Source organism: Pseudomonas zanjanensis, assembly GCF_014268745.2.
In the GTDB taxonomy this organism is placed as follows: Bacteria; Pseudomonadota; Gammaproteobacteria; order Pseudomonadales; family Pseudomonadaceae; genus Aquipseudomonas; species Aquipseudomonas zanjanensis.
Map to the genome: position 1 here is coordinate 112,557 of NZ_JABWRB020000002.1, position 25,814 is coordinate 138,370.

The 25,814-nt window shown below is 62.9% G+C and carries 25 protein-coding genes; 13 read left to right on the forward strand and 12 right to left on the reverse strand.

Annotation, left to right across the window (positions count from 1 at the left end; translation table 11 throughout):
* Positions 1-69 precede the first annotated feature (69 nt).
* On the forward strand, positions 70-636 hold the full coding sequence (locus HU715_RS16275; RefSeq protein ID WP_186706610.1) for a pseudouridine synthase: 567 nt from the start codon (positions 70-72) through the stop codon (positions 634-636).
* Here HU715_RS16275 and HU715_RS16280 read toward each other — a convergent pair.
* Both HU715_RS16280 and HU715_RS16285 read right to left on the reverse strand, forming a co-directional pair.
* Positions 631-840 carry a DUF2788 domain-containing protein gene (locus tag HU715_RS16280; RefSeq protein WP_003228500.1) on the reverse strand — a complete coding sequence of 70 codons (210 nt, stop codon included), beginning with the start codon at positions 838-840 and terminating at the stop codon, positions 631-633. The two genes, HU715_RS16275 and HU715_RS16280, sit on opposite strands and share 6 nt — an antisense overlap.
* A gap of 250 nt (positions 841-1,090) precedes the next feature.
* Positions 1,091-1,570: an Lrp/AsnC family transcriptional regulator gene (locus tag HU715_RS16285; protein WP_003185723.1), complete on the reverse strand. Its 480-nt coding sequence runs from the start codon at positions 1,568-1,570 to the stop codon at positions 1,091-1,093.
* Between the two features lie 414 nt (positions 1,571-1,984).
* Here HU715_RS16285 and HU715_RS16290 point away from each other — a divergent pair, with 414 nt between their 5' ends.
* The gene (locus tag HU715_RS16290; RefSeq protein WP_186706550.1) at positions 1,985-2,992 is read left to right on the forward strand and encodes a DUF6515 family protein; all 1,008 of its coding nucleotides are present in this window, start codon (positions 1,985-1,987) and stop codon (positions 2,990-2,992) included.
* A 125-nt stretch (positions 2,993-3,117) separates the two neighbouring features.
* Here the strand turns inward: HU715_RS16290 and HU715_RS16295 are convergent, their stop codons facing one another.
* On the reverse strand, positions 3,118-4,011 hold the full coding sequence (locus HU715_RS16295) for a cation diffusion facilitator family transporter (protein WP_186706549.1): 894 nt from the start codon (positions 4,009-4,011) through the stop codon (positions 3,118-3,120).
* A gap of 28 nt (positions 4,012-4,039) precedes the next feature.
* Positions 4,040-4,459, reverse strand: a complete 420-nt coding sequence (pmcY, locus tag HU715_RS16300) for a periplasmic Zn2+ metallochaperone PmcY (protein WP_053125612.1) — start codon at positions 4,457-4,459, stop codon at positions 4,040-4,042.
* 95 nt (positions 4,460-4,554) lie between these two features.
* Between pmcY and hrpB the strand changes: the two genes are divergently transcribed.
* Positions 4,555-7,071 carry an ATP-dependent helicase HrpB gene (hrpB, locus tag HU715_RS16305; protein ID WP_186706548.1) on the forward strand — a complete coding sequence of 839 codons (2,517 nt, stop codon included), beginning with the start codon at positions 4,555-4,557 and terminating at the stop codon, positions 7,069-7,071.
* A 134-nt stretch (positions 7,072-7,205) separates the two neighbouring features.
* On the opposite strand, the gene HU715_RS16310 is transcribed toward hrpB, so the two are convergent.
* Together HU715_RS16310 and HU715_RS16315 are read right to left on the reverse strand one after the other, a co-directional pair.
* The gene (locus HU715_RS16310; RefSeq protein ID WP_186706547.1) at positions 7,206-8,285 is read right to left on the reverse strand and encodes an endonuclease/exonuclease/phosphatase family protein; all 1,080 of its coding nucleotides are present in this window, start codon (positions 8,283-8,285) and stop codon (positions 7,206-7,208) included.
* Positions 8,282-8,941, reverse strand: coding sequence for a YciC family protein (locus tag HU715_RS16315; RefSeq protein ID WP_186706546.1), 660 nt, complete (start codon positions 8,939-8,941; stop codon positions 8,282-8,284). Before HU715_RS16315 ends, HU715_RS16310 begins: the two co-directional genes overlap by 4 nt.
* A 176-nt stretch (positions 8,942-9,117) precedes the next feature.
* Between HU715_RS16315 and HU715_RS16320 the strand changes: the two genes are divergently transcribed.
* From HU715_RS16320 to HU715_RS16330, 3 genes are all read left to right on the forward strand, one after another.
* Positions 9,118-9,867 (forward strand): DUF2076 domain-containing protein, encoded by a 750-nt coding sequence (locus HU715_RS16320; RefSeq protein WP_186706545.1) that lies wholly within the window; start codon positions 9,118-9,120, stop codon positions 9,865-9,867.
* Between the two features lie 128 nt (positions 9,868-9,995).
* Positions 9,996-10,475, forward strand: coding sequence for a LabA-like NYN domain-containing protein (locus HU715_RS16325; protein WP_053125603.1), 480 nt, complete (start codon positions 9,996-9,998; stop codon positions 10,473-10,475).
* 21 nt (positions 10,476-10,496) lie between these two features.
* Positions 10,497-11,108, forward strand: coding sequence for a 3'-5' exonuclease (locus HU715_RS16330; RefSeq protein ID WP_186706544.1), 612 nt, complete (start codon positions 10,497-10,499; stop codon positions 11,106-11,108).
* A gap of 128 nt (positions 11,109-11,236) precedes the next feature.
* On the opposite strand, the gene HU715_RS16335 is transcribed toward HU715_RS16330, so the two are convergent.
* A complete protein-coding gene (locus tag HU715_RS16335) occupies positions 11,237-11,689 on the reverse strand; it encodes an Lrp/AsnC family transcriptional regulator (RefSeq protein WP_053125600.1) in 453 nt (150 codons plus the stop codon).
* Positions 11,690-11,850: 161 nt separating this feature from the next.
* Between HU715_RS16335 and yedA the strand changes: the two genes are divergently transcribed.
* Both yedA and rhlE1 read left to right on the forward strand, forming a co-directional pair.
* On the forward strand, positions 11,851-12,753 hold the full coding sequence (gene yedA, locus HU715_RS16340; RefSeq protein WP_186706543.1) for a drug/metabolite exporter YedA: 903 nt from the start codon (positions 11,851-11,853) through the stop codon (positions 12,751-12,753).
* 58 nt (positions 12,754-12,811) lie between these two features.
* Positions 12,812-14,149 (forward strand): RNA helicase RhlE1, encoded by a 1,338-nt coding sequence (rhlE1, locus tag HU715_RS16345; protein WP_186706542.1) that lies wholly within the window; start codon positions 12,812-12,814, stop codon positions 14,147-14,149.
* A 111-nt stretch (positions 14,150-14,260) separates the two neighbouring features.
* Here the strand turns inward: rhlE1 and HU715_RS16350 are convergent, their stop codons facing one another.
* Positions 14,261-15,502, reverse strand: a complete 1,242-nt coding sequence (locus HU715_RS16350) for a TIGR03862 family flavoprotein (protein ID WP_186706541.1) — start codon at positions 15,500-15,502, stop codon at positions 14,261-14,263.
* Between the two features lie 279 nt (positions 15,503-15,781).
* Positions 15,782-16,702 carry a histone deacetylase family protein gene (locus HU715_RS16355; protein WP_186706540.1) on the reverse strand — a complete coding sequence of 307 codons (921 nt, stop codon included), beginning with the start codon at positions 16,700-16,702 and terminating at the stop codon, positions 15,782-15,784.
* A gap of 73 nt (positions 16,703-16,775) precedes the next feature.
* Here HU715_RS16355 and HU715_RS16360 point away from each other — a divergent pair, with 73 nt between their 5' ends.
* From HU715_RS16360 to HU715_RS16370, 3 genes are all read left to right on the forward strand, one after another.
* Positions 16,776-17,345, forward strand: a complete 570-nt coding sequence (locus HU715_RS16360) for a GNAT family N-acetyltransferase (RefSeq protein ID WP_186706539.1) — start codon at positions 16,776-16,778, stop codon at positions 17,343-17,345.
* Positions 17,346-17,450: 105 nt separating this feature from the next.
* The gene (gene tesB, locus HU715_RS16365) at positions 17,451-18,320 is read left to right on the forward strand and encodes an acyl-CoA thioesterase II (protein ID WP_039594097.1); all 870 of its coding nucleotides are present in this window, start codon (positions 17,451-17,453) and stop codon (positions 18,318-18,320) included.
* Positions 18,317-18,910, forward strand: a complete 594-nt coding sequence (locus HU715_RS16370) for an HAD family hydrolase (protein ID WP_186706538.1) — start codon at positions 18,317-18,319, stop codon at positions 18,908-18,910. The genes tesB and HU715_RS16370 overlap by 4 nt, the downstream gene beginning before the upstream one ends.
* Positions 18,911-19,051: 141 nt before the next feature.
* Here HU715_RS16370 and HU715_RS16375 read toward each other — a convergent pair whose 3' ends face one another.
* Complete coding sequence (locus HU715_RS16375; RefSeq protein WP_186706537.1) at positions 19,052-19,999, reverse strand: alpha/beta fold hydrolase; 948 nt, start codon at positions 19,997-19,999, stop codon at positions 19,052-19,054.
* Positions 20,000-20,884, reverse strand: coding sequence for a KPN_02809 family neutral zinc metallopeptidase (ypfJ, locus tag HU715_RS16380; RefSeq protein WP_186706536.1), 885 nt, complete (start codon positions 20,882-20,884; stop codon positions 20,000-20,002).
* A 252-nt stretch (positions 20,885-21,136) separates the two neighbouring features.
* Here ypfJ and HU715_RS16385 point away from each other — a divergent pair, with 252 nt between their 5' ends.
* Positions 21,137-22,015: a DMT family transporter gene (locus tag HU715_RS16385; RefSeq protein WP_186706535.1), complete on the forward strand. Its 879-nt coding sequence runs from the start codon at positions 21,137-21,139 to the stop codon at positions 22,013-22,015.
* A gap of 261 nt (positions 22,016-22,276) precedes the next feature.
* Here the strand turns inward: HU715_RS16385 and HU715_RS16390 are convergent, their stop codons facing one another.
* Positions 22,277-23,614: an MFS transporter gene (locus HU715_RS16390; protein ID WP_186706534.1), complete on the reverse strand. Its 1,338-nt coding sequence runs from the start codon at positions 23,612-23,614 to the stop codon at positions 22,277-22,279.
* 269 nt (positions 23,615-23,883) lie between these two features.
* Here HU715_RS16390 and quiC point away from each other — a divergent pair, with 269 nt between their 5' ends.
* On the forward strand, positions 23,884-25,785 hold the full coding sequence (gene quiC, locus HU715_RS16395) for a 3-dehydroshikimate dehydratase QuiC (RefSeq protein ID WP_186706533.1): 1,902 nt from the start codon (positions 23,884-23,886) through the stop codon (positions 25,783-25,785).
* Positions 25,786-25,814 lie beyond the last annotated feature (29 nt).

A 25,814-nucleotide genomic window follows, 5' to 3' on the forward strand; every position in this document is an offset into this window, starting at 1 on the left:
ATGCCCCGTCCGCCACGCCCTGCTTCCCGTCGCCCTGGCGCGAAGCCTGCAATCGCCGCACCGCGCCGTGTGGCCAAGGCTCCGCCGGCCGAGCCGAAGCTGATCCTGTTCAACAAACCCTTCGATGTGCTGACGCAATTCAGTGACGGTGAGGGGCGGGCGACGCTCAAGGATTTTATCGACATACCGGGCATCTACCCGGCCGGACGCCTGGACCGGGACAGCGAAGGCTTGCTGTTGCTGACTAACGATGGGCAGTTGCAGGCGCGTATTGCCGACCCCAAGCACAAATTGGCCAAGACCTATTGGGTGCAGGTCGAGGGTGAGGCGAGCGCTGAACAGTTGCAGCGTTTGCGTGATGGCGTGGAGTTGAACGACGGCATGACGTTGCCGGCCGAGGCGCGCCCATTGGACGAACCGCAATTGTGGCCACGCAACCCGCCGGTGCGTTTTCGTAAAAGCGTGCCGACGAGTTGGTTGGAATTGGTGATCCGCGAAGGGCGCAATCGCCAAGTGCGGCGGATGACTGCCGCAGTGGGCTTGCCGACACTGCGCCTGGTGCGGGTCAGGATCGGCGACTGGACACTCGAAGGGCTCGACCAGGGCCAGTGGAAAGAAGTCCCGGCGCGCTTATAACGCGCCGGATTCGATCAGGCCGATCACCACGCTTTTGATGATGAACGCCGCCACGCCGAGGCCCAGCACGAAAAACAGGATGAACGAGCCAAAACGCCCGGCCTTGGACTTCTTCGCCAGGTCCCAGACGATGAAGCCCATGAAAATGATCAGGATGCTGACCAGGCCGGTCATCATCCACTCTTCGAAGACAGCAGGATCCATCAGGACACTCCGGCGTGGGCGGGATTGAAAAGGCGCGGCGAGTATAAGGCATGGGGGGCGGGTGGAGGATTGGCCTGCGGCGGTGTGTCGCAGCTATTCATCGTGAACCCGGATTCAGCAGTGCCAAATTGACTGTGGGAGCGGGCTTGCTCGCGAAAGCGGTCTGTCAAACAGCAAAAATGTTGAGTGTGCCGTCGTCTTCGCGAGCAAGCCCGCTCCCACAGGAAAACTGTGTAGAGCATGAAAGCGGTCAGCTACGCAGATGCGTCAACGGCAGTTCAGTGCTGTTAAGCACCTGGTTCAGCACAAAACTCGAACGCACGCTGGTAACGCCATCGATCCGGGTCAGGTGCCCCAGCAGCAGTTTCTGGTAATGGTCCATGTCCGGCACCACCACTTTGAGCTGGTAGTCGGCGTCCATGCCGGTGACCAGGCTGCACTCCAGCACTTGTGGCAGGTTGCGGATGGCGGCTTCGAAGTTCTCGAAACGCTCGGGAGTGTGGCGGTCCATGCCGATCAGCACATAAGCCGTCAGGCTCAGGCCGAGCAGCTTGCGGTCGAGCAGGGCGACCTGGCGGGTGATGTAGCCGTCATCCTCCAACTGCTTGACCCGCCGTGAGCAGGGGGAGGGCGACAGGCCAATGCGTTCGGCCAGTTCCTGGTTGGAGATGCGCGCGTCACGTTGCAATTCCGCCAGAATGCTCAGGTCGTAACGGTCGAGTTTGCTCATCGGTCGGGCCTTTATCTTGATAATTGCGGCGGATTATCTATCCGGGGTTAAAAATTGCGCAAGTGATGTTTATTTCCGCAATCTTCGCAATCATCTATCGGCACCCCAGGCTTATGCTTATCACCAAGATCACTGCTCGGACAAACAGTCCAGTGCAGCCCGCCCAATCAGGCCGGCTGCGGCCGCAGTACCCACCGGTACTGGCAGGCCCCCGAGCTGCACACCGTCCAGAAGACGGCGTGAGGTGAGCCGACGTCATAAGCGTCGCGCACGGACGAAATTCTCAAGGGGAGGCCGACGGGCCTCCCTTTTTTAATGCCTGCGAAATAAACCCCGTGGCTGATAATCTGTCGCAGAACCGGCCTGGGCTTTCTCAGTCTTATCATCAGGCCTTGAACCGTTGTGAGGAATTTCATGAAGTCGCGCATCTGGCGTTTGGCAGGTGTTGGTCTGTTGTGGGCAAGTGTCAGTGCGCAGGGAATGGCCGACGATCAGCAAAACCGTGGCGGCCCGGACGGCGGTCGCGGGCAGGACGGTCGTGGCGGCAACGGCCAGGGTTACTCAGGCCAGCCACGGCCGCAGGGCAACGAGATCATTCGGGGCGACAACAGTCGTCAGTTCGAGGTCAAGCCGCATGACCCAGGCGGACAGCACTACGATCGTCCGCCCCAGGACCCTAACGTTCATGGGCGGCCGCCGCAGCCGCAACCTGGCAACCACCTGCCGATCCAGGGTCGGCCCGACAGCGTGACCCAGACCCGTGAACCGCAACCGGGCTACTATCGCGATATCCCACGGCGCAATGATGGTTATCCGAACGCAGGTCCGCGACCCGACCATGACGGCCGTCCCGATCAGCCTTGGCCCGGTCGGCCGGGTGGGCATGGCAACGGTTGGGGCCCTGGGCCGCAGTACCGTCCGGGTTATGTGATCGACCGTTTCCCGGATCGCAACTACCGTGTGCCCTATCGCGGCCAGGATTATTTCTACTCGGGCGGCTACTGGTATCGCCCGCAAGGGCCGCGTTATGTCGTGGTCGCGCCACCGCGGGGCATCCGTACCCGTTACTTGCCCGATTACGCCAGGGAAGTGTGGATCGGCAGCTCGCTGTTCTTCCTCGCTGCCGGCGCTTATTACATCTACGAAGCCAACACCCAGGATTACGTCGTGGTCGATGCGCCGGCCGCCAACCCGCAGCCGCAACCCCAGGGCAACAGTTTCGACGTAGTGGCCTATCCCGCCAACGGCCAGCCGCCCGAACAGGTCAATCAGGATGGCTACGACTGCTATCGCTGGGCAGTGCAGCAGAGTGGTTTCGACCCGCGCAACTACACCTACCCACCGGCACCGGAAGTGGTGCAGACCTATCGCCAAGCCCAAGGCAGTTGCTTGAGCAGTCGTGGGTATCAGGTGACGTACTGAGTTCTGTTGGGAGGCCGCTCTTGTGGCGAGGGAGCTTGCTCCCGCTCGGTTGCGCAGCGACCGCAAAATCCTGGGCCTGCTGCGCAGGCCAGCGGGAGCAAGCTCCCTCGCCACGGTGTTCGACATCAAGCGCTGGCGCGTTTCACCACTTCCGACGGATCGGCATGCACCAGCACTTCGGCTTTCGGATAAGCGCGGTGGATCGCATCGGCGGCCTGGTCGCTGATGCCGTGGGCCACTGACAGGGTCAGTTCCCCCGGCAGCTCCAAGTGCAGCTGCACGAACCAGTGGTTGCCGGAGACCCGCGTGCGCAGGTCATGGGCGCCGAGCACGCCGGGCACCGCGCAGGCCAGTTCCAGCATGCGCTGGCTGACGTCGGGCGGCAGTTCTTCATCCATCAGCACGGCGAAGCTTTCCCGGGCGATCTGGATGGCGCTCCACAGGATGTACGCCGCGATCCCCAGGCCGAACCAGGCGTCGAGTTGATACCAGCCCAACCCTGCCAGTACCAGCGCCACCAGGATGCTGCCGTTGAGCAACAGGTCCGAGCGATAGTGCAGCGAGTCGGCGCGCACGGCGTTGGAGCCGGTGGCGCGGATGACCCGATGCTGCAACGCCAGCAGCGCCAAGGTCAGCACCAGGGAAAACACGATCACACCGACGCTGAGCCAGGGCGCGTCCACCGGCACCGGCTCCTTCAGGCGTTCGAAGGCCTGCAAGGCGATCAGTACCGCACTGCCGCCGATAAACAGCGCCTGGGCCATGCCCGCCAGGGATTCGGCCTTGCCGTGACCGTAGCGATGGTCATCGTCGGCGGGACGCAAGGCGTAATGCACCGCCAGCAGATTGAGCAGCGAGGTGACGCCGTCCAGCGCCGAGTCGGTCAGGCCGGCAAGCATGCTCACCGAACCGCTGAGCCACCAGGCGAAGGCCTTGGCGACAATCAATGTCAGTGCCACGGCCACCGACGCCCGGGTGGCCAGGCGCAACAGGCGAGCGTGTTCGGTGCTGGTGGTCATGGCGCGGTCGTTCCTTCAGTCGCGTCGGTCATGCGGCCGGTTTGAGACCGAGGGCAGCCAGTTGTTGTGCGCTGCCCTTGTGTTGGATCAGGCGCGGATCGTCCAACGGAAAGCTGCGGCCCAGTTCGCGTTCCAGGATCGCCTGCAGTTTTTGGTTATTGACGGTGCCATCGGGGTTGATGGCCGGCTTGAGCTTCTCGGGCTCGATCTGGACGCTGCGGCCCGGTTCGAAATAAATGGCACCGGTGGCAAAGTCCACGGCGAACGCGATCAGGCCGGGGATGATGTAGAACAGCAGGCCGACGGCATCGAGGGCGGCGATGGCCGGGTCGATCTTGCCGTCGATCTGGCCGCGACGGTCCGGGTAGAAGATCGAGCCACAGGCGCTGATCTGGGTCAGCAGGGTGGCGACCAGGACGCCACCGATCACGCGAAAGGGAATACGCATAGCAATCTCCTGAACAGGTAGGGGCGTTGCTGGTTGGAGTCCAGACCACGCTAAACAGTTCGCCGTTATACTCGGCCCTCTGTTTTGGAGCCAGCATGATTTCTTTGCCGATTGATGAAGTTTTACCCGCCCTGCGCCAAGCCTTGGCCTCGCGCCACGAAGCCGTGCTCGAAGCGCCGCCCGGTGCCGGTAAAACCACCCGTGTTCCCCTGGCCTTGCTGAACGAGCCGTGGCTGGCCGGACAGACCATCCTGATGCTCGAACCCCGGCGCCTGGCGGCACGGGCGGCGGCCGAACGGCTGGCCAGCGAACTGGGGGAAAAGGTCGGCGAGACGGTCGGCTACCGGATTCGCCTCGACAGCAAGGTCGGGCCCAAGACCCGCATCGAAGTGGTCACCGAAGGCATTCTCACCCGCCGCTTGCAGGACGACCCGGCGCTGGAAGGCGTGGGGCTGCTGATTTTCGATGAATTCCATGAACGCAGCCTCGACGCCGACCTGGCCCTGGCCTTGAGCCTCAACGGTCGGGAGTTGTTTCGCGACGACCAGCCGCTGAAGATCCTGTTGATGTCCGCCACCCTGGAAGGCGAGCGCCTGGCCGGGTTGCTGGGCGACGCGCCGATCCTGCGCAGCGAAGGCCGCATGTTTGCGGTGACGGTGCGCTGGGGGCGGCCGTTCCAGCCCGGCGAGTTCATCGAGCCGCGCCTGGTGCAGACCGTGCTCGACGCCCTGCACGATGAAACCGGCAGCGTCCTGGTGTTCTTGCCCGGGCAGGCGGAGATTCGCCGGGTGCATCAGCAACTGGCCGAGGCCTTGGGTGAGGGCGGCAATGTGTTGCTCTGTCCGTTGCACGGCGAACTGGACCTCGCCGCCCAACGCGCCGCCATCGACCCGGCGCCCCCCGGCCAGCGCAAAGTGGTGTTGGCCACCAACATCGCCGAGACCAGCCTGACCATCAACGGCGTGCGGGTGGTGATCGACGCCGGACTGGCCCGCGTGCCGCGTTTCGACCCGGGCAGCGGCATGACCCGTCTCGACACCCAGCGCATTTCCCGGGCCAGCGCCACCCAGCGGGCCGGTCGTGCTGGGCGCCTGGAACCGGGTGTGTGTTACCGGTTGTGGTCCGAAGACCAGCATGAACAATTGGCCGCTTACGGCAGCGCGGAGATTCTGTCGGCGGACCTGGCCGGGTTGGCCCTGCAACTGGGGCGCTGGGGCGTGACGCCGCAGCAACTGGTCTGGCTCGACGTTCCGCCTGCCGCTGCGTATGCCCAGGCCCAAGACCTGCTGCAACGCCTGGGCGCGCTGGAGGGGGAGCAACTGACCCGCCACGGCCAGGCCATGGCCGAACTGCCGGCCCACCCACGTATCGCCCATCTGCTGTTGCGCGGCCAGGCGCTGGGCCTGGCAGACATGGCCTGCAATGTCGCCGCACTGTTGGGCGAGCGCGACATTCTCCGTGGTGCCGGCGCGGACTTGCACAGTCGCCTGGCCTTGCTGTCGGGCGAAGAACGCGCCGCGCGGGGCGCCCAAGGTGGGGTGCAACGGGCCCGGCAATTGGCTCGGCAGTATCGCGGCTACCTGCGGGGCAAGGCCGAAGAAGCCGTGGCCGATCCCGATCATCCGCGCTGGCTCGGCGCCTTGCTGGCATTGGCCTACCCGGACCGTGTCGCCCAGCAGCGCCGGCCCGGCGGCGCGGAATATCGTTTGGCCAATGGTCGTGCGGCGCTGTTTGCCGAGGCTGACAGCCTGATGAAACAAGCGTGGCTGGTGATCGCCGACCTGGGCAGCCGCCAGGGCCAGCGCGAAGAGCGAATCTATCTGGCGACGGATTTCGACCCGACGCTGTTCGATTCGGTGCTGGCCGAGCAAGTGCGCACCGTGGACCAACTGGATTGGGACGAGCGCGAAGGCGTGCTGCGGGCCGAGCGCCAGCGCAAGGTCGGCGAGCTGGTGCTCAGCCGCGAACCGCTGACCGGCCTGGATGAGTCAGCCCGTAGCCAGGCCTTGGTGAACCTGGTGCGGCGCAAGGGCCTGGAATTATTGCCCTGGACCCCGGAACTGCGGCAATGGCAGGCGCGGGTGGCGCTGCTGCGGCGCATGGACCTGGGCGCCAAGGGCGAGAGCGAATGGCCAGACGTCAGCGACGGCGCCTTGCTGGACAGCCTCGAGCATTGGTTGATGCCGTATCTGGGCCGCGTCTCGCGCCTCAGCCATTTCGCCAACCTGGACGTGTCGAGCTTCGTTCACAACCTGTTGCCCTGGCCCCTGCCGCAACGCTTGGATGAACTGGCGCCGCACCATTTGAACGTGCCCTCGGGTTCGTCGATCCGCCTGGACTACAGCGAGCATCCACCGATCCTCGCGGTGCGCCTGCAGGAACTCTTCGGCCTGGCCGACACCCCGCGCATTGCCGGCGGCCGGCAGGTGGTCAAGTTGCACCTGCTGTCGCCAGCGCGGCGGCCGGTGCAGGTGACCCAGGATTTGGCGAACTTCTGGCGCAGCACCTATGCCGAGGTGAAAAAGGATCTCAAGGGGCGTTATCCCAAGCATTACTGGCCGGACGACCCGCTGGTGGCCGAGGCGACGGCGCGGGTCAAGCCGCGCAAGTAATTGGGGCCGAGACAAAACCTTTGTGGGAGCGGGCTTGCTCGCGAATGCGGAGTGTCAGTCAATAATTTATGTAACTGACCCACCGTATTCGCGAGCAAGCCCGCTCCCACAGTTGTTCGGTGATGGGGCTCAAATCACGGCATCGCCGGCAACAGGAACCGCGCAATCACCGGCAAGTGATCGGAGATGCGCAAGGTATCGTCCTGCCTTACCTGGGCTTCAACCCGCTTGATCCGCGGGCTGTAGAACAGGTAGTCGACGGTGCGGTCGGGGCCGTTGAGGCCGGGGTCGTTCGGGTAGTGGGTCAGCCAATGTTCGCGGTCGATGCCGCTGGCTTCGTTGTTGGTGGGGATCATCGGGTATTTGTCCCACAGCAGGTGCAGCGGGCTGTCGGCGGCGTAGGGCGTGCGCTGCTCGGACGGCAGGCGCCGGTACTGGCCCAGAGGCAGCAGGTTGAAATCGCCACCGATCAGCCAGGGCGTGCCCGCGGATTCGAATTTATCCACTGCCTTGGTGACGGCGGCGATTTGCTTGGGCAGGGTGTCGTCCGGCTCGGTGGCCCGTTCCAGATGGGTGTTGAGCACCGCCAGTTGGCCGCCGTCGCTCAGCGCCAGATAACTCACCAACAAAGCGTTTTTTGGCTGGAACTGACGGCTGATGAAGTTGGCGTCGGCCACCGGCAGTTGCACCCGTTCGGCATGGTCGATGCGGTAGCGACTCAGGGTCGCCAGTTGCCGGCCGACACTGCCGAAGATGCGCGGGTTGGGGATGAAGTCGGCTTTCCAGTCGAAGGCGCTGGTGCCGCACGGATAGAGGTCGGCCAAGCGTTCCTGTAGCAGCTTGAGCTGGTCCTGGTAATCGCTGGCCTTGGCGCCCTTGTCCAGTTCCTGGAGCAAGACGATGTCCGGTTGTTCGTCGCGTATGACCCGGGCCACTTCGTCGAGGCTGAAGGCCATGTCCTCCAAGGTCGGGCTTTCATCGTCGCCCTGGGCCAGGTCGTGCCAGAACACGTAGCGCTTGCCAGCGAGGAACTGGACGTTCCAGGTCATCACCTTCAAGGCCTGGCCAGGCGCCAGCGCTGCTGCGTTGGCAGTGCAACTGACGGGCAGTGCTTCCCGGGCCTGGGGGCGCCAGGTCAGGCCATAGGTTGCAAAGGCACCGATGCCGACAACCAACAGCAGGCCCAGCAAGGCGTGGCGCAGTAGACGGGTCATGGCTTGGGTTTTTCTGCAATCAGCATGAACATTCGGAACAACACCACGGTGGTGAACAATTGCAGGAAACTGTGGAGGCTGTCGACCAACAAGCTGATCAACGGATTCTGCGGCGGCGGATACACCGAGACGCTGGCGCCCTTGAGCAACCACAGCGGGACCATGACGGCCAGGATGCAGAGCAGGATTCGCCAGAAATGGCCTCGACTCAGGCGCGCGCTTTCCTTCATGGCGGCCAGTGGCGCCAGGCCTTTCAACACCAACAGGTATTCACCGAAGGCCAGGACGACCATCAGCCACAGCCCAGGCAGGAAGTACAAGGAAATGCCGATCAGGATCAGCAACGTGTTGAGAGCGGTCAGCAAGGCAAAGCGCGGCCACTGGAGCAGGGCGGCGGCAAGCAGGTCTCGCGTGCGTGGCGCTTCACCACGGCTGCGGGCATCGAGGAACAGAATCAGCGCCGCGGTGTACAGCGGATAGACCAATAACCCAACGATTACGCTGTAGCCGGAAAAACCGTCGGCCCCCAGGGCGTTGTCCACCCCTTGTTGCAGCACGGCTTCAAGTATCACCAGCGGCAGGCACAACTGGGCGATCCGGCCCAGATGGCGCTTGAAAAAATACAAGGAGTCACGCAGTACTTCTAACGGATTCATGGGTCGGTATCGCAGTTCAAAAAAAGCGGTCCGACACTTTACCCATCAGGTGACCGCAGAAACAAACGTAAACATCAGGTAAAGACCATTGAAAGCTTTTCGACGCGCCCCATTACTGATGGGCACCGGTCTTCGGGATCGGAATGGTTTCTACCCGGCAATCGAATGAGGTCGCCATGAACAGCGAAGAACAAACCCTGATCGATGGACTGTTTTCACGGCTGCATCAGGCCGAAAAGGATTCAGCCCCGCGCGATGCCCAGGCCGAGGCGCGGATCAAGGAACACCTGGCGAGCCAGCCAGCGGCGGGCTATTTCATGGCCCAGGCGATCCTGGTGCAGGAGGCCGCGATCAAGCGCCTCGATGAGCAGAACAGGCAGCTCTCCCAACAGGTCGAGCAGTTGCAGGCCGAGCTGCAACAGGCTCGCAAGCAAGCGCCGGCGTCCAGCGGTGGCGGTGGTTTCCTCTCGAGTATTTTCGGCGGTAGCCCACGGGACTCGCGCCCGGCGAGCGCACCGGCCTCCAGCGGCGGTGGTTGGCGCGAACCGGCGCCGTCGTCCTTCAATGCCCCGGCGCAACAGGGTTTCGGCGCGCCGCCCGGCAATTATGGCGCGCCGCAGCAGCAGGCCCCGGCAGCGGGCAGCTTCCTCGGCGGCGCGCTGAAAACCGCGGCGGGCGTGGCCGGTGGCGTGATGCTGGCCCAGGGCATCAGCAGCCTGTTCCACAGCAACCAGCAACCGCAGGAAATCGTCGAGATTCTCAAGGAAGAACCGGCGCAACCGGTCAGCGACACCACAGACAGCGGTTGGGGCGATGACCAGCGTATGGCCGATAACGACGCCTACGGTAATGACCCGGGTGGGTTCAGCGACGCGGACTACACCGACGATTCATCTTCCTTCGGCGACGACGACTCCTTCGTCTGAGCTGCCATTCGTCCGGGGCGCCCTGGCGCCTCGGGCCGATTATTCGCGGAACAATCCCTCTGGCTGGCATACTGGGCGACTTTTCGGCCCTGGTGGTCTGCCTGCGTGTGCATCCAAGAGGAAACGCGGTGAAAAAAATTGCAGTGTTCGCCGATGTCCAGAACCTCTATTACACCGTGCGCCAGGCTTATGGTTGCCATTTCAACTACGCCGCGCTGTGGGCCGATGTCAGCAAACAGGGGCAGATCGTCGAGGCCTACGCCTATGCGATCGATCGCGGTGACAGCAAGCAGCAGCAGTTCCAGCAGATCCTGCGCAACCTGGGTTTCATCGTGAAGCTCAAGCCCTACATCCAACGCAGCGACGGCTCGGCCAAGGGCGACTGGGACGTGGGCATCACGCTGGACATCATGGACGCCGCCGACCACGTCGATGAAGTGGTGCTGGCCTCCGGCGATGGCGATTTCGACATGCTGCTCGAACGCATCATCAACAAGCACGGCATCCAGGCCGTGGCCTATGGCGTGCCGGGGTTGACCGCCAACTCGCTGATCCGCGCCGCCAGTCGCTATGTGCCCATCGAAGGCGCGTTGTTGCTCAAGAATTGATTTTCACGGAGTTCAAAAGGTTTGGAACGCATCGCAGTCATCGACTTTGAAACCACCGGCATCACCCCGAGCAGCAGCTGCCGGGCCACTGAAATCGCAGTGGTGATGCTCGAACAAGGCCGGATCGTCGACCGCTACCAGAGCCTGATGAATGCCGGTGTACGCGTCCCAGCCTTCATCGAACAACTGACCGGCATCAGCAACGCCATGTTGCGCAGCGCACCGTCGGCGGAAAAGGTCATGAACGAGGTCAACGAGTTTGTCGGCACCACGCCGCTGCTGGCCCACAACGCTGCGTTCGACCAGAAGTTCTGGGATTTCGAGCTGGGACGCATCAAGCGCACCCGCTTGCAGAGTTTTGCCTGCTCACTGTTGCTGGCCCGGCGCTTGATGCCGGCGGCGCCGAACCACAAGCTCGGCACACTCAACGTGTTTGCCGGCTTGCCCCACACCGGCCAGGCTCACCGGGCCATGGCCGACGCCGAAATGGCCGCCAACCTCACCGCGCACCTGGCTGCGGAGCTGCGGCAAAAGCACGGGCTGCGGGCGTTGTCCCATGATCTGCTGTGCAGTTTGCAGAAGGTGCCGGCGGCGAAGATCAGCGAGCACCTCAAGCGGCATCGCGGGTTCTAAACACACCACAGAACCCTTGTGGGAGCGGGCTTGCTCGCGAATGCGGTGTGTCAGTCGCATGTTTACGTACTGACACACCGCATTCGCGAGCAAGCCCGCTCCCACAGTTTTGACTTGTGTTGGGCCGTCTATTTGCCATTCCCTTCCAACTGCCCCAACGGCACGCGCTTTTCAATGGCGCTGGACAGCACGATCGAGGTCTTGCTGAAGCCGAACTTGGCGATGCGGTTGATCAATTCTTCCAGCTCGGGCATCGAGCCGACTGCCGCTTGCATGATCACGCACGGGTCCCCGGTGACCCGATGGCATTCGGTCAGTTGTGGGATCTTGCACAGTTCGTCGTAGGTCTTCTGGTTGCCGTGCTGGTTCATGCGCAGTTCGATGACGCACTGCACCGGCAGGCCGATCTTGGCCATGTCGACCTTGGCTTGATAGCCGGTGATGACGCCGCTGGTTTCCAGTTTGCTGACCCGCTCGGCCACGGCCGGGGCTGACAGGTTCACTTTGCGGGCCAGTTCAGCGTAGGACGCACGACCGTTTTCCAACAAGGCACTGAGCAGCATGCGGTCGTATTTATCCACAGGTAGGCTTCCAAATGACGTGACTTTCGAAAGCGCGATTTATAGCGCCGAACGCCGTGTTTTGAAAAGTGTATGGCTTGGATAAACAGGTTTTGTAACTTAAATTCCGTCTGTCGCCTTTCTAGAATAACGTCTCTCATTGTCCTGACTTCGAGTTGAACATGCCTGGCACACGCCGTTTTCCCCTGCCCTTGATCGCTGCCTTCTTTGCCTTGTACGTCATCTGGGGTTCGACCTACCTGGTGATTCGTATCGGTGTAGAGCATTGGCCGCCGTTGCTGCTGGCCGGGATTCGTTTTGTGCTGGCCGGTTCGCTGATGTACGGCTTCCTGCGCTGGCGTGGGGCGCCGGCACCGACCTGGGCGCAGTGGAAGGCCGGGGCGATCATTGGCGTGCTGCTGCTCAGTTTTGGCAATGGCGCGGTGAGTGTCGCCGAGCACACGGGCGTGGCGTCCGGGGTCGCGGCATTGGCGGTGGCGACGGTGCCTTTGTTTACTCTGTTGTGCGGCTATTTCTGGGGCGCGCGTAATACGCGTCTGGAATGGGCGGGCATTGTGCTGGGATTGATCGGCATCGCCATGCTCAACCTCGGTTCCAACCTGCAGTCCAGCCCGTTGGGCGCGACCCTGCTGGTGTTCGCGGCGGCGTCCTGGGCCTTTGGCTCGGTGCTGAGCAAACATTTGCCGTTACCGGCCGGGGCGATGGCCAGTGCCGTGGAAATGCTGGTAGGCGGTGTGGTGCTGTTGATCGGCAGCTTCGCCAGCGGCGAACACCTGGACAGCATGCCGCCGCTGGAAGGTTGGTTGGCCTTGTTCTACCTGATCGGCTTCGGTTCGATCATCGCCTTCAACGCCTACATGTACCTGCTCAAGCATGTGCGCCCGGCGGCGGCCACCAGTTATGCCTATGTCAACCCGGCCGTGGCGGTGCTGTTGGGCATCGTGTTTGCCGGTGAAACCATCGGCATGGAGGAGGCCCTGGCGATGTTGGTGATCATCAGTGCCGTGGTGTTGATCGGCTTGCCGCAGTGGCGCAAGCCCAAGCCCGCGCCGGCCGCCGCCTGATTTAGGGTAAACTGCCGCGCATTGCACACCTTGCGCTGATTTTTCCTACGGTACTTCCATGACTTTCGCCACCCTTGGCCTGATCGAACCCTTGTTGCGCGCCCTCGAGACGCTCGGCTACCAGACCCCGACCCCGGTTCAGGCCCAAGCCATGCCGGCGGTACTCGCCGGTCGCGACCTGATGGCCGCGGCCCAGACCGGCACCGGCAAGACCGCCGGTTTTGCGGTGCCGCTGTTGCAGTTGCTGACCACTGAAGGGCCGAAGGTCGCGGCCAACTCGGTGCGGGCGCTGATCCTGGTGCCGACCCGTGAACTGGCTGAGCAGGTCCATGAAAGCGTGCGTCAGTACGCGCAGAACCTGCCGCTGAGCACCTACGCGGTCTACGGCGGCGTCAGCATCAACCCGCAGATGATGAAGTTGCGCAAGGGTGTCGACCTGCTGGTTGCCACGCCGGGTCGCTTGCTCGATCTGTTCCGCCAGAACGCGCTGAAGTTCAACCAGTTGCAGACCCTGGTGCTGGACGAAGCCGACCGCATGCTCGACCTGGGCTTCTCCGAGGAACTGGCGAATATCTACAAGGCGCTGCCGAAGAAACGCCAGACTCTGTTGTTCTCGGCGACCTTTTCCGATGCGATCCGCCTGTTGGCCGGGCAGATGCTCAACGATCCGCTGAGCATCGAAGTGAGCCCGCGCAACGTCGCCGCCAACACCGTCAAGCAATGGGTGGTGACGGTGGACAAGAAGCGCAAGGCGGAATTGTTCGTGCACCTGATGCGCAAGAACAAGTGGAAGCAGGTGCTGGTCTTCGCCAAGACCCGCAACGGCGTCGATGCGCTGGTGGAAAAACTCCAGGGCCTGGGCGTCAACGCCGACGGCATCCACGGGGACAAGCCCCAGGCCACCCGCCAGCGGGCGCTTGACCGCTTCAAGGCCAGCGAAGTGCAGATACTGGTCGCCACCGACGTCGCTGCTCGTGGCTTGGACATCGAGGATTTGCCGTTGGTGGTGAACTTCGACCTGCCGATCGTCGCCGAAGATTACATCCACCGTATCGGCCGTACCGGTCGGGCGGGCGCCACCGGGCAGGCGATTTCCCTGGTCTGCGCCGACGAAGTGAATCTGCTGTCGGCCATCGAGATGCTGACCCGTCAGACGCTGACTCGGCAGATGGAACAGGACTTCGAACCCGAGCATCGGGTGCCGGACACCGATGCCAGCGGCCAGGTGATCAAGAAGCCGAAAAAGCCGAAGAAACCGAAAACCTCCGGGGGTGGCGGCAAGCGCAACCTGGGCAAGTGGGTGGACAGTGGCGACGCTGCGCCTGTGGAACCTTCGGTCAAGCCTGTGCGAAAAGTGCCGGTGTTCAATACCGGGCCGCGTAAGCGTAAGCCTTGATGGTCTGCTCTATCTGATAAACCGCTATCGCGAGCAGGCTCGCTCCCACAGTTGATAGGTGTACGCCGTCAATGTGGGAGCGAGCCTGCTCGCGATGGCCGCGCCTAGGTTTCAATCCAGGCGCTGTAACCACTCCACCATCCCCAACCCCGCCGCCCGGCCGCTGGCAAAGCACGCCGTGAGCAGGTAGCCGCCGGTCGGCGCTTCCCAGTCGAGCATTTCCCCGGCGCAGAACACACCGGGCAGGTGCTTGAGCATCAGGCGTTCATCCAGGGCCTCGAAGGTCACGCCACCGGCGCTGCTGATGGCTTCGTCCAGGGGGCGAGGCTTCACCAGGGTGACCGGCAGGGCCTTGATCGCCTGGGCCAGTTGCGCCGGGTCAGTGAAACACTCGGCCGGCGTGAGCTCGCGCAGCAGCGCCGCCTTGACGCCGTCGATCCCCAACTGGCTGTGCAAATGCTTGGCCATCGAGCGTGAGCCGCGCGGTTTGTTCAAGGCCTGGAGGATTTTATCCACAGGCCGGCCCGGCAATAGGTCCAGATGAACAGTCGCGTGGCCATGCTGGTTGATGGCTTCACGAATGGGCGCCGACAGGGCATAGACCAGGCTACCTTCGAGGCCGGTGACGGTGATCACGCATTCGCCGAGGCGCGGCACATCGTCGTTCAGGCCCATGGCGATGTTTTTCAGCGGGGCGCCGGCGAATTTGCTGATCATCAAGTCGCTCCAGGCCTCGACCTCGAACCCGCAGTTGCTTGGTTGCAACGGCGCCAGCGCCACGCCGCGTTGTTCCAGCGGTAGCATCCAGGCGCCATCGGAGCCCAGGCGCGCCCAACTGCCGCCGCCCAACGCCAGCAAGGTCGCCTGGGGGCGCAAGGTTGTTTCGCTTTCCGGCGAGGCGATGCGCAAGCTGCCGTCGGGGTTCCAGCCGAGCCAGCGATGACGGGTGTGGATCGCCACGCCCGCATCGCGCAGGCGCTTGAGCCAGGCGCGCAATAGCGGAGCGGCCTTCATGTCGGTGGGAAATACCCGCCCGGAGCTGCCGACGAAGGTGTCGATGCCCAGCCCGTGGATCCAGGTGCACAACGCGTCCGCCCCGAATGTTCGCAGCAGTGGCGCGAGGTTGGGCGCGCGTTCGGCGTAGCGGGACAGGAAGGCCGGGAAGGCTTCGGAGTGGGTGATGTTCATGCCGCCCACGCCGGCCAGCAGGAATTTGCGGCCTACCGATGGCATGCCATCGTACAGATCGACTTTCAGGCCGGCCTGGCTCAAGACCTCGGCCGCCATCAGGCCGGCGGGGCCGCCGCCGATGATGGCGATGTTTGGGGTAGAAGGCTGGACGGTCGCGGTCATGATCTGGGCTGCGGGGCTGGAATTGGCGAGGCATTCTACCAGCACACATTCCTGTGGGAGCGGGCTTGCTCGCGAATGCGGTGTGCCAGTGACATAAATATCGACTGGCGCACCGCCTTCGCGAGCAAGCCCGCTCCCACAAGGGAATGCAGGTGTTTTTGAGAACTCTGATCAAAAAACAGCCAAGCCTCTGCAAGCTATAGGCAACATAGCCTGTAGGCCGTTTCGCTCAGGTTATCCACAGGCCGCTCCACAGGCATTGTGGGTAAAGCCCAGGTTTCAGTGACAACCTGATGACGTCCAGACCCTTTGTGCGCTGTGGTGCAGGATCCCGTGGCGGCGGGCCAGGGCCTGGCGATCCTTGCTGTAGCCACCGCCGATCACTCCAACCACCGGGATGTCGCGCCCCAGGCAATGGCGCATGACGCTCTCGTCCCGGGCGGCGAGGCCTTCGTCCGTCAGCTTCAGGTAACCGAGGGCGTCATCCTTGTGCACATCGACGCCGGCGTCATACAACACCAGGTCCGGTTGATAGAGCGGCAGCAGGTAGTTGAGCGCATCGTCCACCACGTTCAGGTAAGCGGCGTCGCCCATGCCCATCGGCAGCGGGATGTCCCAGTCACTTTGCGCCTTGCGTGCGGGAAAATTCTTTTCGCAATGCAAGGAAACTGTCACGGCGTCCGGGGTGTCATGGAGTATTCGAGCGGTGCCGTCGCCTTGATGCACATCGCAATCGAAAATCAGCACCCGCGACACCCGGCCGCTGGCCAGGAAATAACGGCTGATCACTGCCAGGTCGTTGAAAATGCAGAACCCGGCCGGGTGGTCGTAGTGGGCGTGGTGGGTACCGCCGGCCAGATGACAGGCCAGGCCGTGTGCGAGGGCTTGCTCGGCGGCCAGGAGCGAACCGCCGACGGCGCGCACCGTCCGGCGGGCCAGGGCCTCGCTCCAGGGCAGGCCCAGTCGCCGTTGGTCTTCACGGGACAGCTCGCCGCCCATGTAGCGCTCGATATACGCGCGGTCGTGAGCCAGGGCGAGAATGTCCGGCGGACACAGTGAGGGGCGCAACAGGTCCGCATCGCGGGTCAGGCCGCTCTCCACCAGGTGGTCGCGCAACAGGCGAAACTTGTCCATGGGGAAGCGGTGTTCCGCCGGGAATTCGGGGCTGTAGTCTTCGTGATAGATCAGCGGTAGCGGCATGGTGTTTTCAGTGGTGATTGAGCCACGAATCCTACCAGCGATGTAGACTCTGAGGGCATGGAGGGGAGTGAAGATGGAGCCGATACTGGAACTGGAAAGCGCACGGCTGATATTGCGGCAGTGGCGCGACGATGATTTGCCGGCGTTTGCGGCCATGTCTGCCGATCCGCAAGTGATGCGTTATTTTCCGGCACCCTTGAGTCGCCTGGAAAGCGCAGCGTTGATCGGCCGTGTGCGCGGGCATTTTGCCGAGCATGGTTTTGGCTTGTGGGCGTTGGAGCGCAAGGACACCGGGGCTTTCATTGGCTTTACCGGGCTGGGCGTGGTCGGGTTCGACGCGCCGTTCACGCCAGCGGTGGAAATCGGCTGGCGCCTGGCGCGCGAGCATTGGGGGCTCGGTTATGCCAGCGAAGCGGCGTGGACCGCGCTGCGCTGTGCCTTCGACCGTCTGGGGCTGGATGAAGTGGTGGCGTTTACCGCTGTGGATAACCTGCCGTCGCAGAAAGTCATGCAGGCCATCGGCATGCAGCATGATCCTACCGACGACTTTGAACACCCAAAACTCGCGGTCGATCATCCATTGCGTCACCATGTGCTTTATCGCATCAATCGTGAGCAATGGTTGCAGACCCTTCACGGTTAGCCGACACGGACGTTTACAATGCCCGCCACAATGGCCTGGGCCAACAATCGATCCACCGCCGCAGCGTAGACTGCGCGGTTTTTGCGCTGTGTGAGGAAAGTCTGAATGAGCCACGTGTTGGAAGATCTGGTCGACCTGCTGACCCTGGAACCGATCGAAGAGAACCTGTTTCGCGGTCGCAGCCAGGACCTGGGGTTTCGCCAGCTATTCGGCGGCCAGGTACTGGGCCAGTCGTTGTCAGCGGCCAGCCAGACCGTGGAAGAGGCGCGCCATGTGCATTCGATGCACGGTTATTTCCTGCGTCCGGGCGATGCCGCGCTGCCGGTGGTCTACCAGGTGGACCGGGTGCGTGACGGTGGCAGTTTCAGCACCCGCCGGGTGACGGCGATCCAGAAGGGCAACCCGATCTTCACCTGCAGCGCCTCGTTCCAGTATGACGAGCAGGGTTTCGAGCACCAGAGCACCATGCCGCAAGTCGTCGGCCCGGAGAACCTGCCGTCCGAGCTGGAGCTGACCCAGCAGCGCGCGCACCTGCTGCCCGAGCACATGCGTGAAAAACTGCTGTGCCCCAAGCCGATCGAAGTCCGCCCGGTCACCGAGAAAGATCCGTACAACCCGCAACCGGCCGACCCGGTGAAATACGTGTGGTTCCGTGCCGATGGCGCCTTGGCCGACATCCCGGCCCTGCACAAATACCTGCTGGCCTACGCGTCGGACTTCGGCCTGCTGACCACCTCGATGCTGCCCCACGGCAAATCGGTGTGGCAGAAGGACATGCAGGTCGCCAGCCTCGATCACGCGTTGTGGTTCCACGCTGACCTGCGGGCCGATGACTGGTTGCTCTACGCCATGGACAGCCCGTGGGCCGGCAATTCCCGTGGTTTCTCCCGTGGCAGCGTGTTCAATCGCGCTGGGCAACTGGTGGCGTCGGTCACCCAGGAAGGCCTGATTCGCCACCGCAAGGACTGGGCATGAGCCTGGCCGAGGTTCGTCACTGGGTGTTCGACATGGATGGCACGCTGACCATCGCCGTGCATGATTTCGCGGCGATCCGCGTGGCCCTGGCGATTCCGGCCGAAGATGACATCCTCACTCACCTGGCAGGGTTGCCCGCTGAGGAGGCCACGGCCAAGCATGCCTGGTTGCTGGAACACGAGCGGGACCTGGCGCTGGGCTCCAAGCCTGCGCCGGGCGCGGTCGAATTGGTGCGCGAGCTGGCCGGGCGCGGCTATCGCCTGGGGATCCTGACCCGCAACGCCCGTGAGCTGGCCCACGTGACCCTGGAGGCCATTGGCCTGGCGGACTGTTTCGCGGTGGACGATGTGCTGGGTCGCGACGAAGCACCGCCCAAGCCGCATCCCGGTGGCCTGTTGAAACTGGCCGAGGCCTGGAACGTGGCGCCCGACACGATGGTGATGGTGGGCGACTACCGCTTCGACCTGGATTGCGGGCGTGCGGCGGGGGCACGGACGGTGTTGGTGAACTTGCCGGACAATCCATGGCCGGAGCTGACGGATTGGCATGCGCGGGATTGCCTTGAGTTGCGGCGGATGTTGTCGGCTTGAGATTTGTGTGACGGGTTAATCGCTTTCGCGAGCAAGCCCGCTCCCACAATGGATCTGCGGTGGACATGGATTTTGTAATCGACAGAGATCCCTGTGGGAGCGGGCTTGCTCGCGAAAGGGCCTCCCCAGTCGCAACGAGGCTCACTGCCCAAACAACACCCTCAGCCCCTCCGGCGAATTGAACATCCCATCCCCATCGTGCCCGACCCCGGGCACCTCGATCAGCCGCTGGTTCAGCCCCTCGGGATGGCGCCGGGTCAGGTAGTCGAAAAAGAAATGCCCACGCAGTAACCGATACGCCCCCTGGGTCTGTGCTTCACAACCCTTGTCCAACGCCGGATGCTCCGGGTCGATGTCCTGCTGCCCGAGCAGATAAACGATATCGCGCTTGACGTAGTGTTCCTCCAGTTGGGCGGGCGTTCGCCCAGCGGCATAGGCGGGCAGGTCCTGCAGGCCGTATTTCCAGCGGTTGAAGCCCGGGCAACTGGCGGCGTCGAAGGCCATGGGCCGTTGCGCATCGAAATAGGCATAAGACGAGGGGTTGGCGATGACGAAACGCGGGTTGATCCGGTACTGGCCTTGGGCGAGCAGGGCATAGCGCTGCACGACCTGGGCGCCGCCGGAATGACCGGCGATGACGATTTCCTTTACTTCGGGAAATTGCTGCCGGTCACTGACCCGCGCGACGATGTCGTCGAGGACTTGGAAGGAGCTGACCGGGTTGGGCCCCGTGGACAGGCCTGCGGCCATCCAATCATTGCCCTGCCAGCGCAGTAGATCATTGGGCAACGTGTGGCGAGCCACGTCCTGCTCGTTGAGAAATTGCGGGGCGATGACCAGCGTCGTGCCCTGTTGCCCGGCCTGTTCGGCCGCCTTTTCGGCGCTGTGCAGGTAGGTGTCGGCGTTGCGCAGCCGACCATGAAGGATGATCAGCACGCGTTGAATGGACGCCGGGGGCGGGCTGACGGCGACGGCCATGGCACCGCCCTTGAGTTGCAGGCGTCCCTGGGCGACCACGTTGACGCCGTGTTCCTCGGCTTGGGCAGCGGCGCAGCACAGCACCAGCCCGATCAACGCCCACCCCTTCATCTACAGGGTTTTCGCCGCGAAGGTGTCGCACTGACTGACCTGGCCCTGGGCGAAGCCGGTCTTGAACCAACGCACCCGCTGCGCCGACGTACCGTGGGTGAAGGAGTCCGGCACCACGCGGCCCTGGCCTTGCTGCTGCAAGCGGTCGTCACCGATCGCATTGGCGGCGGTCAAGGCCTCTTCGATGTCGCCCGGCTCCAGCCAGTTCAAGCGTTTCTGCGCATGGTTGGCCCAGACCCCGGCCAGGCAATCGGCCTGCAACTCCTGGCGCACCAACAAGCCACCGTCGCCTTCCATCTGCCGGCCTTGCTGGCGTGCTTCCTGGATTTTCGCCGACACGCCGAGCAGCGTCTGCACATGGTGGCCGACTTCGTGGGCAATGACGTAGGCCTGGGCAAAGTCGCCGGCGGCGGCAAAGCGTTGGGACATTTCCTTGAAGAAACTCATGTCCAGGTAGACCTGCCGGTCCGCCGGGCAATAGAACGGCCCGGTCGCCGAAGAGGCCAGGCCGCAGGCCGAATTGACCCGGCCGCTGAACAACACCAGTTTGGGCTGCTGGTACTGGCGTCCGGCCTGCTGGAAGACTTGGCCCCAGGTGTCTTCGGTATCGCCGAGGATCGAGCGCACGAACTCGGCCTGTTCATCGTTGGCCGGTGGCGCCTGGCGGGTTTGTGACGTGGCGGGTGCGGACGTGTCCATCTGCCCGGCCAGTTGCCCGAGAATCTGCATCGGGTCCTGGCCGGTGATCCAGCCGATGCCGACGATCAGGAGAATGGCCGTCAGGCTCAATCCCTTGCCGCCGCCAAAACGCATTCCGCCACCGCCCCCACCATCACCACGGGCGTCCACCACGTTGTCACTGCGGCGACCTTTTTTCCATAACATGTGGGAGATCCTCTGAATGACGCTGCGAGAAATGACTGCTGTGGCGGTGAGTCTAGCTTTTAGGCGCCCAAGGTGCGCGCCGCGCTTGTGCTGTCAGGCAACGAACACGGGTTTTGGTTCAGCGGTGAGCCGATCCTGCCCTGCGCCGGAATTTTCATTACACTGCCGATTCAGAACTTATCGGCATGCTCGCTGGCCCAACAACTGCATCGTGCGTCACGGCCCTTACATCAAGCAACGCAGGTTTCCCTCATGACCGTCAGCACACCGCTCTCCGGCGTCAATCAGGCTTTCAAGGGCATCGTGCTAATCCTGGCCGCAACGTTCCTGTTCTCCAGTCATGACGCGTTGTCCAAATACTTGTCCGGTTTTTATCCGATCGTCATGGTGGTCTGGGCGCGTTACGTGGTGCACACGTTGTTGATGGCGGGGATTTTCCTGCCTCGCTCGGGGCTACGGGTACTGCGTACCAAGCGCCCGTTGTGGCAGTTGGCCCGGGCGTTGTGCCTGCTGGGCACCAGTCTGTTTTTCACCACCGCGTTGATGTTCATACCTCTGGCGGAGGCGACGGCGGTCAACTTCCTCGCGCCCGTACTGGTGACCGCGCTGTCGGTGCCATTGCTGGGCGAACGGGTGACGCGCGGTCAATGGATCGCGGTGATCTTCGGTTTCATCGGGGTGTTGATCATCGTCCATCCCGGCGGCGATCTGTTCACCCCGGCGGTGCTGTTACCGTTCTGTTCGGCACTGTTTTTCTGCTTCTACCAACTGCTCACGCGCAAGCTCAGCGAGATCGACAGCCCGACCACCAGCAATTTCTTCGCCGGCCTGTGCAACACCTTGGTGATGAGCGCACTGGTGCCGTTCTTCTGGCAAGTACCGAGCCTGACGCACGGGGCGATGATGTTGGCACTGGGGGCCTGCGGGATGACGGCGCACCTGATGCTGACCCAGGCCTTCCGCTTTGCCGCCCCGGCGCTGCTCGCGCCGTTCGGGTATTGCCAGATCGTGTTTGCCGGCCTGCTGGGCTGGTTGTTGTTCAACCACACGCCGACGCTGACCACCGTGGTGGGCATCGTCTTGATCTGCTTGAGTGGGTTGGCGGCGGCGTGGCAACAGCGGCGGGCGTAACCGCTAACAAACCCTTTTGTGGCTAGCACAGCACTCTCTGGGCTAGCACAGCCCCTGTGGCCAGCACAGTCCTCTTTGGGCTAACACACAGCCCCTTATGGCCAGCACAGTCCTCTGTGGGCTAGTACAGCCCCCAGTGGCGAGGGAGCTTGCTCCCGCTGGGCTGCGAAGCGGCCCTCGCTTTTATGCGATTGCTGCGCAATCGAGCGGGAGCAAGCTCCCTCGCCACAGGTGAATCGCTGCCCGTTAGCGTGTGGACAGTCAATTTTCCAGGGTTGGCACCTTGCGCGGCGCCATGAAGTACAGCCAGGTCAGGGCAATGAAGTACATCGCCGGAATCAAGGTGAACAGCACCGTGTAATTGTTATTGGTGATCGTGAGAATGTGGCCCACCAGTTGGGTCATGAACATCCCGCCGATGGCCGCGCACATGCCGCCGAAGCCGAACACCGTGCTCATCATGTGCTTGGGCGTGTAGTCCATCACCAGGCTCCAGATGTTGGCGGTCCAGGCCTGGTGCGCGCCGATGGCCAGGGAAATGGCGAACACCGCCATCCACAGGCTGCTGGAACCCGCGGCCATGATCACGCCGATGATGCAGCAGGCGAACAGCAGCATGGACACCAGGCGCGCCTTGATCGGGTCGAGGCCGCGGCCGATCAGGAACGACGACAGGATCCCGCCGCCGACGCTGCCGAAGTCGGCGGTGAGGTAGATGATGATCAGCGGGATGCCCATCTGGGTCACGTTGATGCCCAGGTTGTATTGCTGGTTCAGGAACGGCGGCAACCAGTAGAGGTAGAACCAGAACACCGGCGCGGTGATCGAGTAGGCCAGGGCGAACGCCCAAGTGCCGCGCATGCGCAGGATGCGCGAGAACGGTACGCGGACCGGGTCCGGTTCGTCCTGGGCCTGGATGTAGTCCAGCTCCGACTGTTTGACGGTGGGATGGTCTTCGGGGTTGAAGTATTTCAGGCCCCAGAACAGCAGCCAGATCCCGCCCAGCGCGGCCATGCACAGGAACGCCGCCTGCCAGCCCCATACGTGCAGGACCAGTGGCAGCAGCATCGGCGTGAACATCGCTCCGACGTTGGTTCCGGCGTTGAAAATACCGGTGGCGACCGCCCGTTCGCCCGCCGGAAACCACAGCCGGGTGGTCTTCACGCAGGCCGGGTAGTTGGCGGCTTCGGTGAGGCCGAGAATGAAACGGCAAACCATGAAGCCCACCGCCGACGTGGCCAGGCCGTGGGCGCCGGTCGCCAGGCTCCAGAGCAGCACGGCGCAGAAGAACACGCGCTTGACGCCGATCCGGTCGATCAATCGCCCCTGCAACACGAAGCCGATGGCATACCCGACCTGGAACCAGAAGTTGATGTTGGCGTAATCCATCGCCGTCCAGCTCATTTCCTTGGCCAGGATCGGCTGCATGACGCCCAGGGCGGCACGGTCGATGTAGTTCAGCGTGGTGGCGAAAAATACCAGGGCGAGCATGCCCCAACGGGTCTTGCCCACGGCCATGGCGCCGCGGATCTTGTCACCGACGCTGCCGGTGGAGGCACCCAGGCCAGGGGCCAGGCGGGAACTTTGAGAGGGAATCATAACGTGTACCCGTTTTTGAAATTCTTATGGTTGGTCTGGGTCTGTCCATCGAGATTGGCGATCAGAGCCGGTGTCAATGTGGAAGCGATGGTGCGCAGTGAGCAAAAAATCGTCAATTCAGCCATGGGCATTGTGTTCGATAATCGCCCAAAAAACTAACCGGATGGTACATATTGAATTGCTGAAAGAAACCGGCAGCTCAATAATCGGCTGACTCTTTAAAAAGCGGCGCACCTTTGTAGCCGATGCCTGTCCCGGGAGCCGAAGTCATGCAGCGTTCCATTGCCACCGTGTCCTTGAGCGGTACTTTGCCGGAGAAACTCGACGCCATTGCCGCCGCCGGCTTTGATGGGGTGGAAATTTTCGAGAACGACCTTCTTTACTACGATGGCAGCCCTCGGGAAATCAGGCAGATGTGCGCTGACCTGGGCATCGCTATCACCTTGTTCCAACCGTTTCGTGATTTTGAAGGCTGCCGCCGCGATCGTCTGCCGCGCAACCTGGAGCGGGCCGAGCGCAAGTTCGACTTGATGCAGGAGCTGGGCACCGATCTGGTGTTGGTGTGCAGCAATGCCTCGGCCGACAGCGTCGGCGATGAACAGATCCTGATCGATGACTTGCGCCTGCTGGCCGAACGGGCCGGTGCCCGCGGCTTGCGCATCGGTTACGAGGCGCTGGCCTGGGGCCGCCATGTGAATACTTATCAACAGGTCTGGAACATCGTGCGCCAGGCCGATCACCCCAACCTCGGCGTGTTGCTCGACAGCTTCCATACCTTGTCCCTCAAGGGCGACCCGAGCGCCATTGCTCAGATCCCGGGCGATAAGATCTTTTTTGTGCAAATGGCCGACGCACCGATCCTGGCCATGGACGTCCTGGAGTGGAGCCGGCATTTTCGTTGTTTCCCGGGCCAGGGCGAATTCGACTTGCCGGGTTTCCTGGCGCCGATCATCAAGAGTGGTTATACGGGGCCGCTGTCGCTGGAGATCTTCAACGACGGTTTTCGTGCCGCGCCGCCACGGGCCAATGCCGCCGACGGCCTGCGTTCGCTGCTGTACCTGGAAGAAAAGACCCGCCAGCGCCTGGCCGAAGAAGCGAGCGCCGCTGGCAATGCCGACATCCTGTTCGCCACACCACCGGCCAGCGAATACGACGGCATCGAATTCCTCGAGTTCGCCGTGGACGATAACCTCGGCGCCAAGCTCTCCCACTGGTTGGAGCGGTTGGGGTTCGTCAAGGCGGGTCAGCATCGCTCGAAGAATGTCAGCCTGCTGCGCCAGGGCGACATCAACCTGATCCTCAACAGTGAACCGTATTCCTTCGCCCACAGCTTTTTCGAAGCCCACGGGCCATCGTTGTGCGCCACCGCCGTGCGGGTGAAAAACAGCGCCAGCGCCCTGGAGCGGGCCGTTGCCTACAAAGGCCAGCCCTATCGTGGGTTGGTGGGCCCCAATGAACTGGAGCTGGCGGCGGTGCGTGCACCGGACGGTAGCCTGATTTACCTGGTGGACCAGCAGGCCGACGTCTATGGCACCGATTTCAATCTGCAGCCGGGTGCGGTCATTGGGGCCGGGCTCAAGCGCATCGACCACATGGCGATGGCGCTACCGGCCGACAGCCTCGACAGTTGGGTGCTGTTCTACAAGAGCCTGCTGGATTTCGAGGCCGACGACGAAGTGGTCCTGCCCGACCCTTATGGCCTGGTAAAAAGCCGTGCGTTGCGCAGCCGCTGCAGTTCGATCCGCTTGCCGCTGAACATTTCCGAGAACCGCAACACCGCGATCTCACACGCGCTGTCGAGTTATCGCGGTTCCGGCGTGCATCACATCGCCTTCGACTGCGACGACATCTTCGCCCAGGTCAGTCGGGCCAAGGAGGCGGGCGTGCCGTTGCTCGACATCCCGCTCAACTACTACGACGACTTGGCGGCGCGTTTCGATTTCGATGACGAGTTCCTCAGCGAACTGGCGTACTTCAACGTGCTGTACGACCGTGACGCCCAGGGTGGCGAGCTGTTCCACGTCTACACCGAGCCGTTCGAGGGGCGGTTTTTCTTTGAGATCATCCAGCGCAAGAACGGTTATGCCGGTTATGGCGCCGCCAACGTCGCGGTGCGCCTGGCGGCCATGGCCAAGTCCCGGAGCGGTGGCTTGCGGCACGCCAAGTTGTAGGGAAATCGTAAACGTGGCGGTAATGGGCG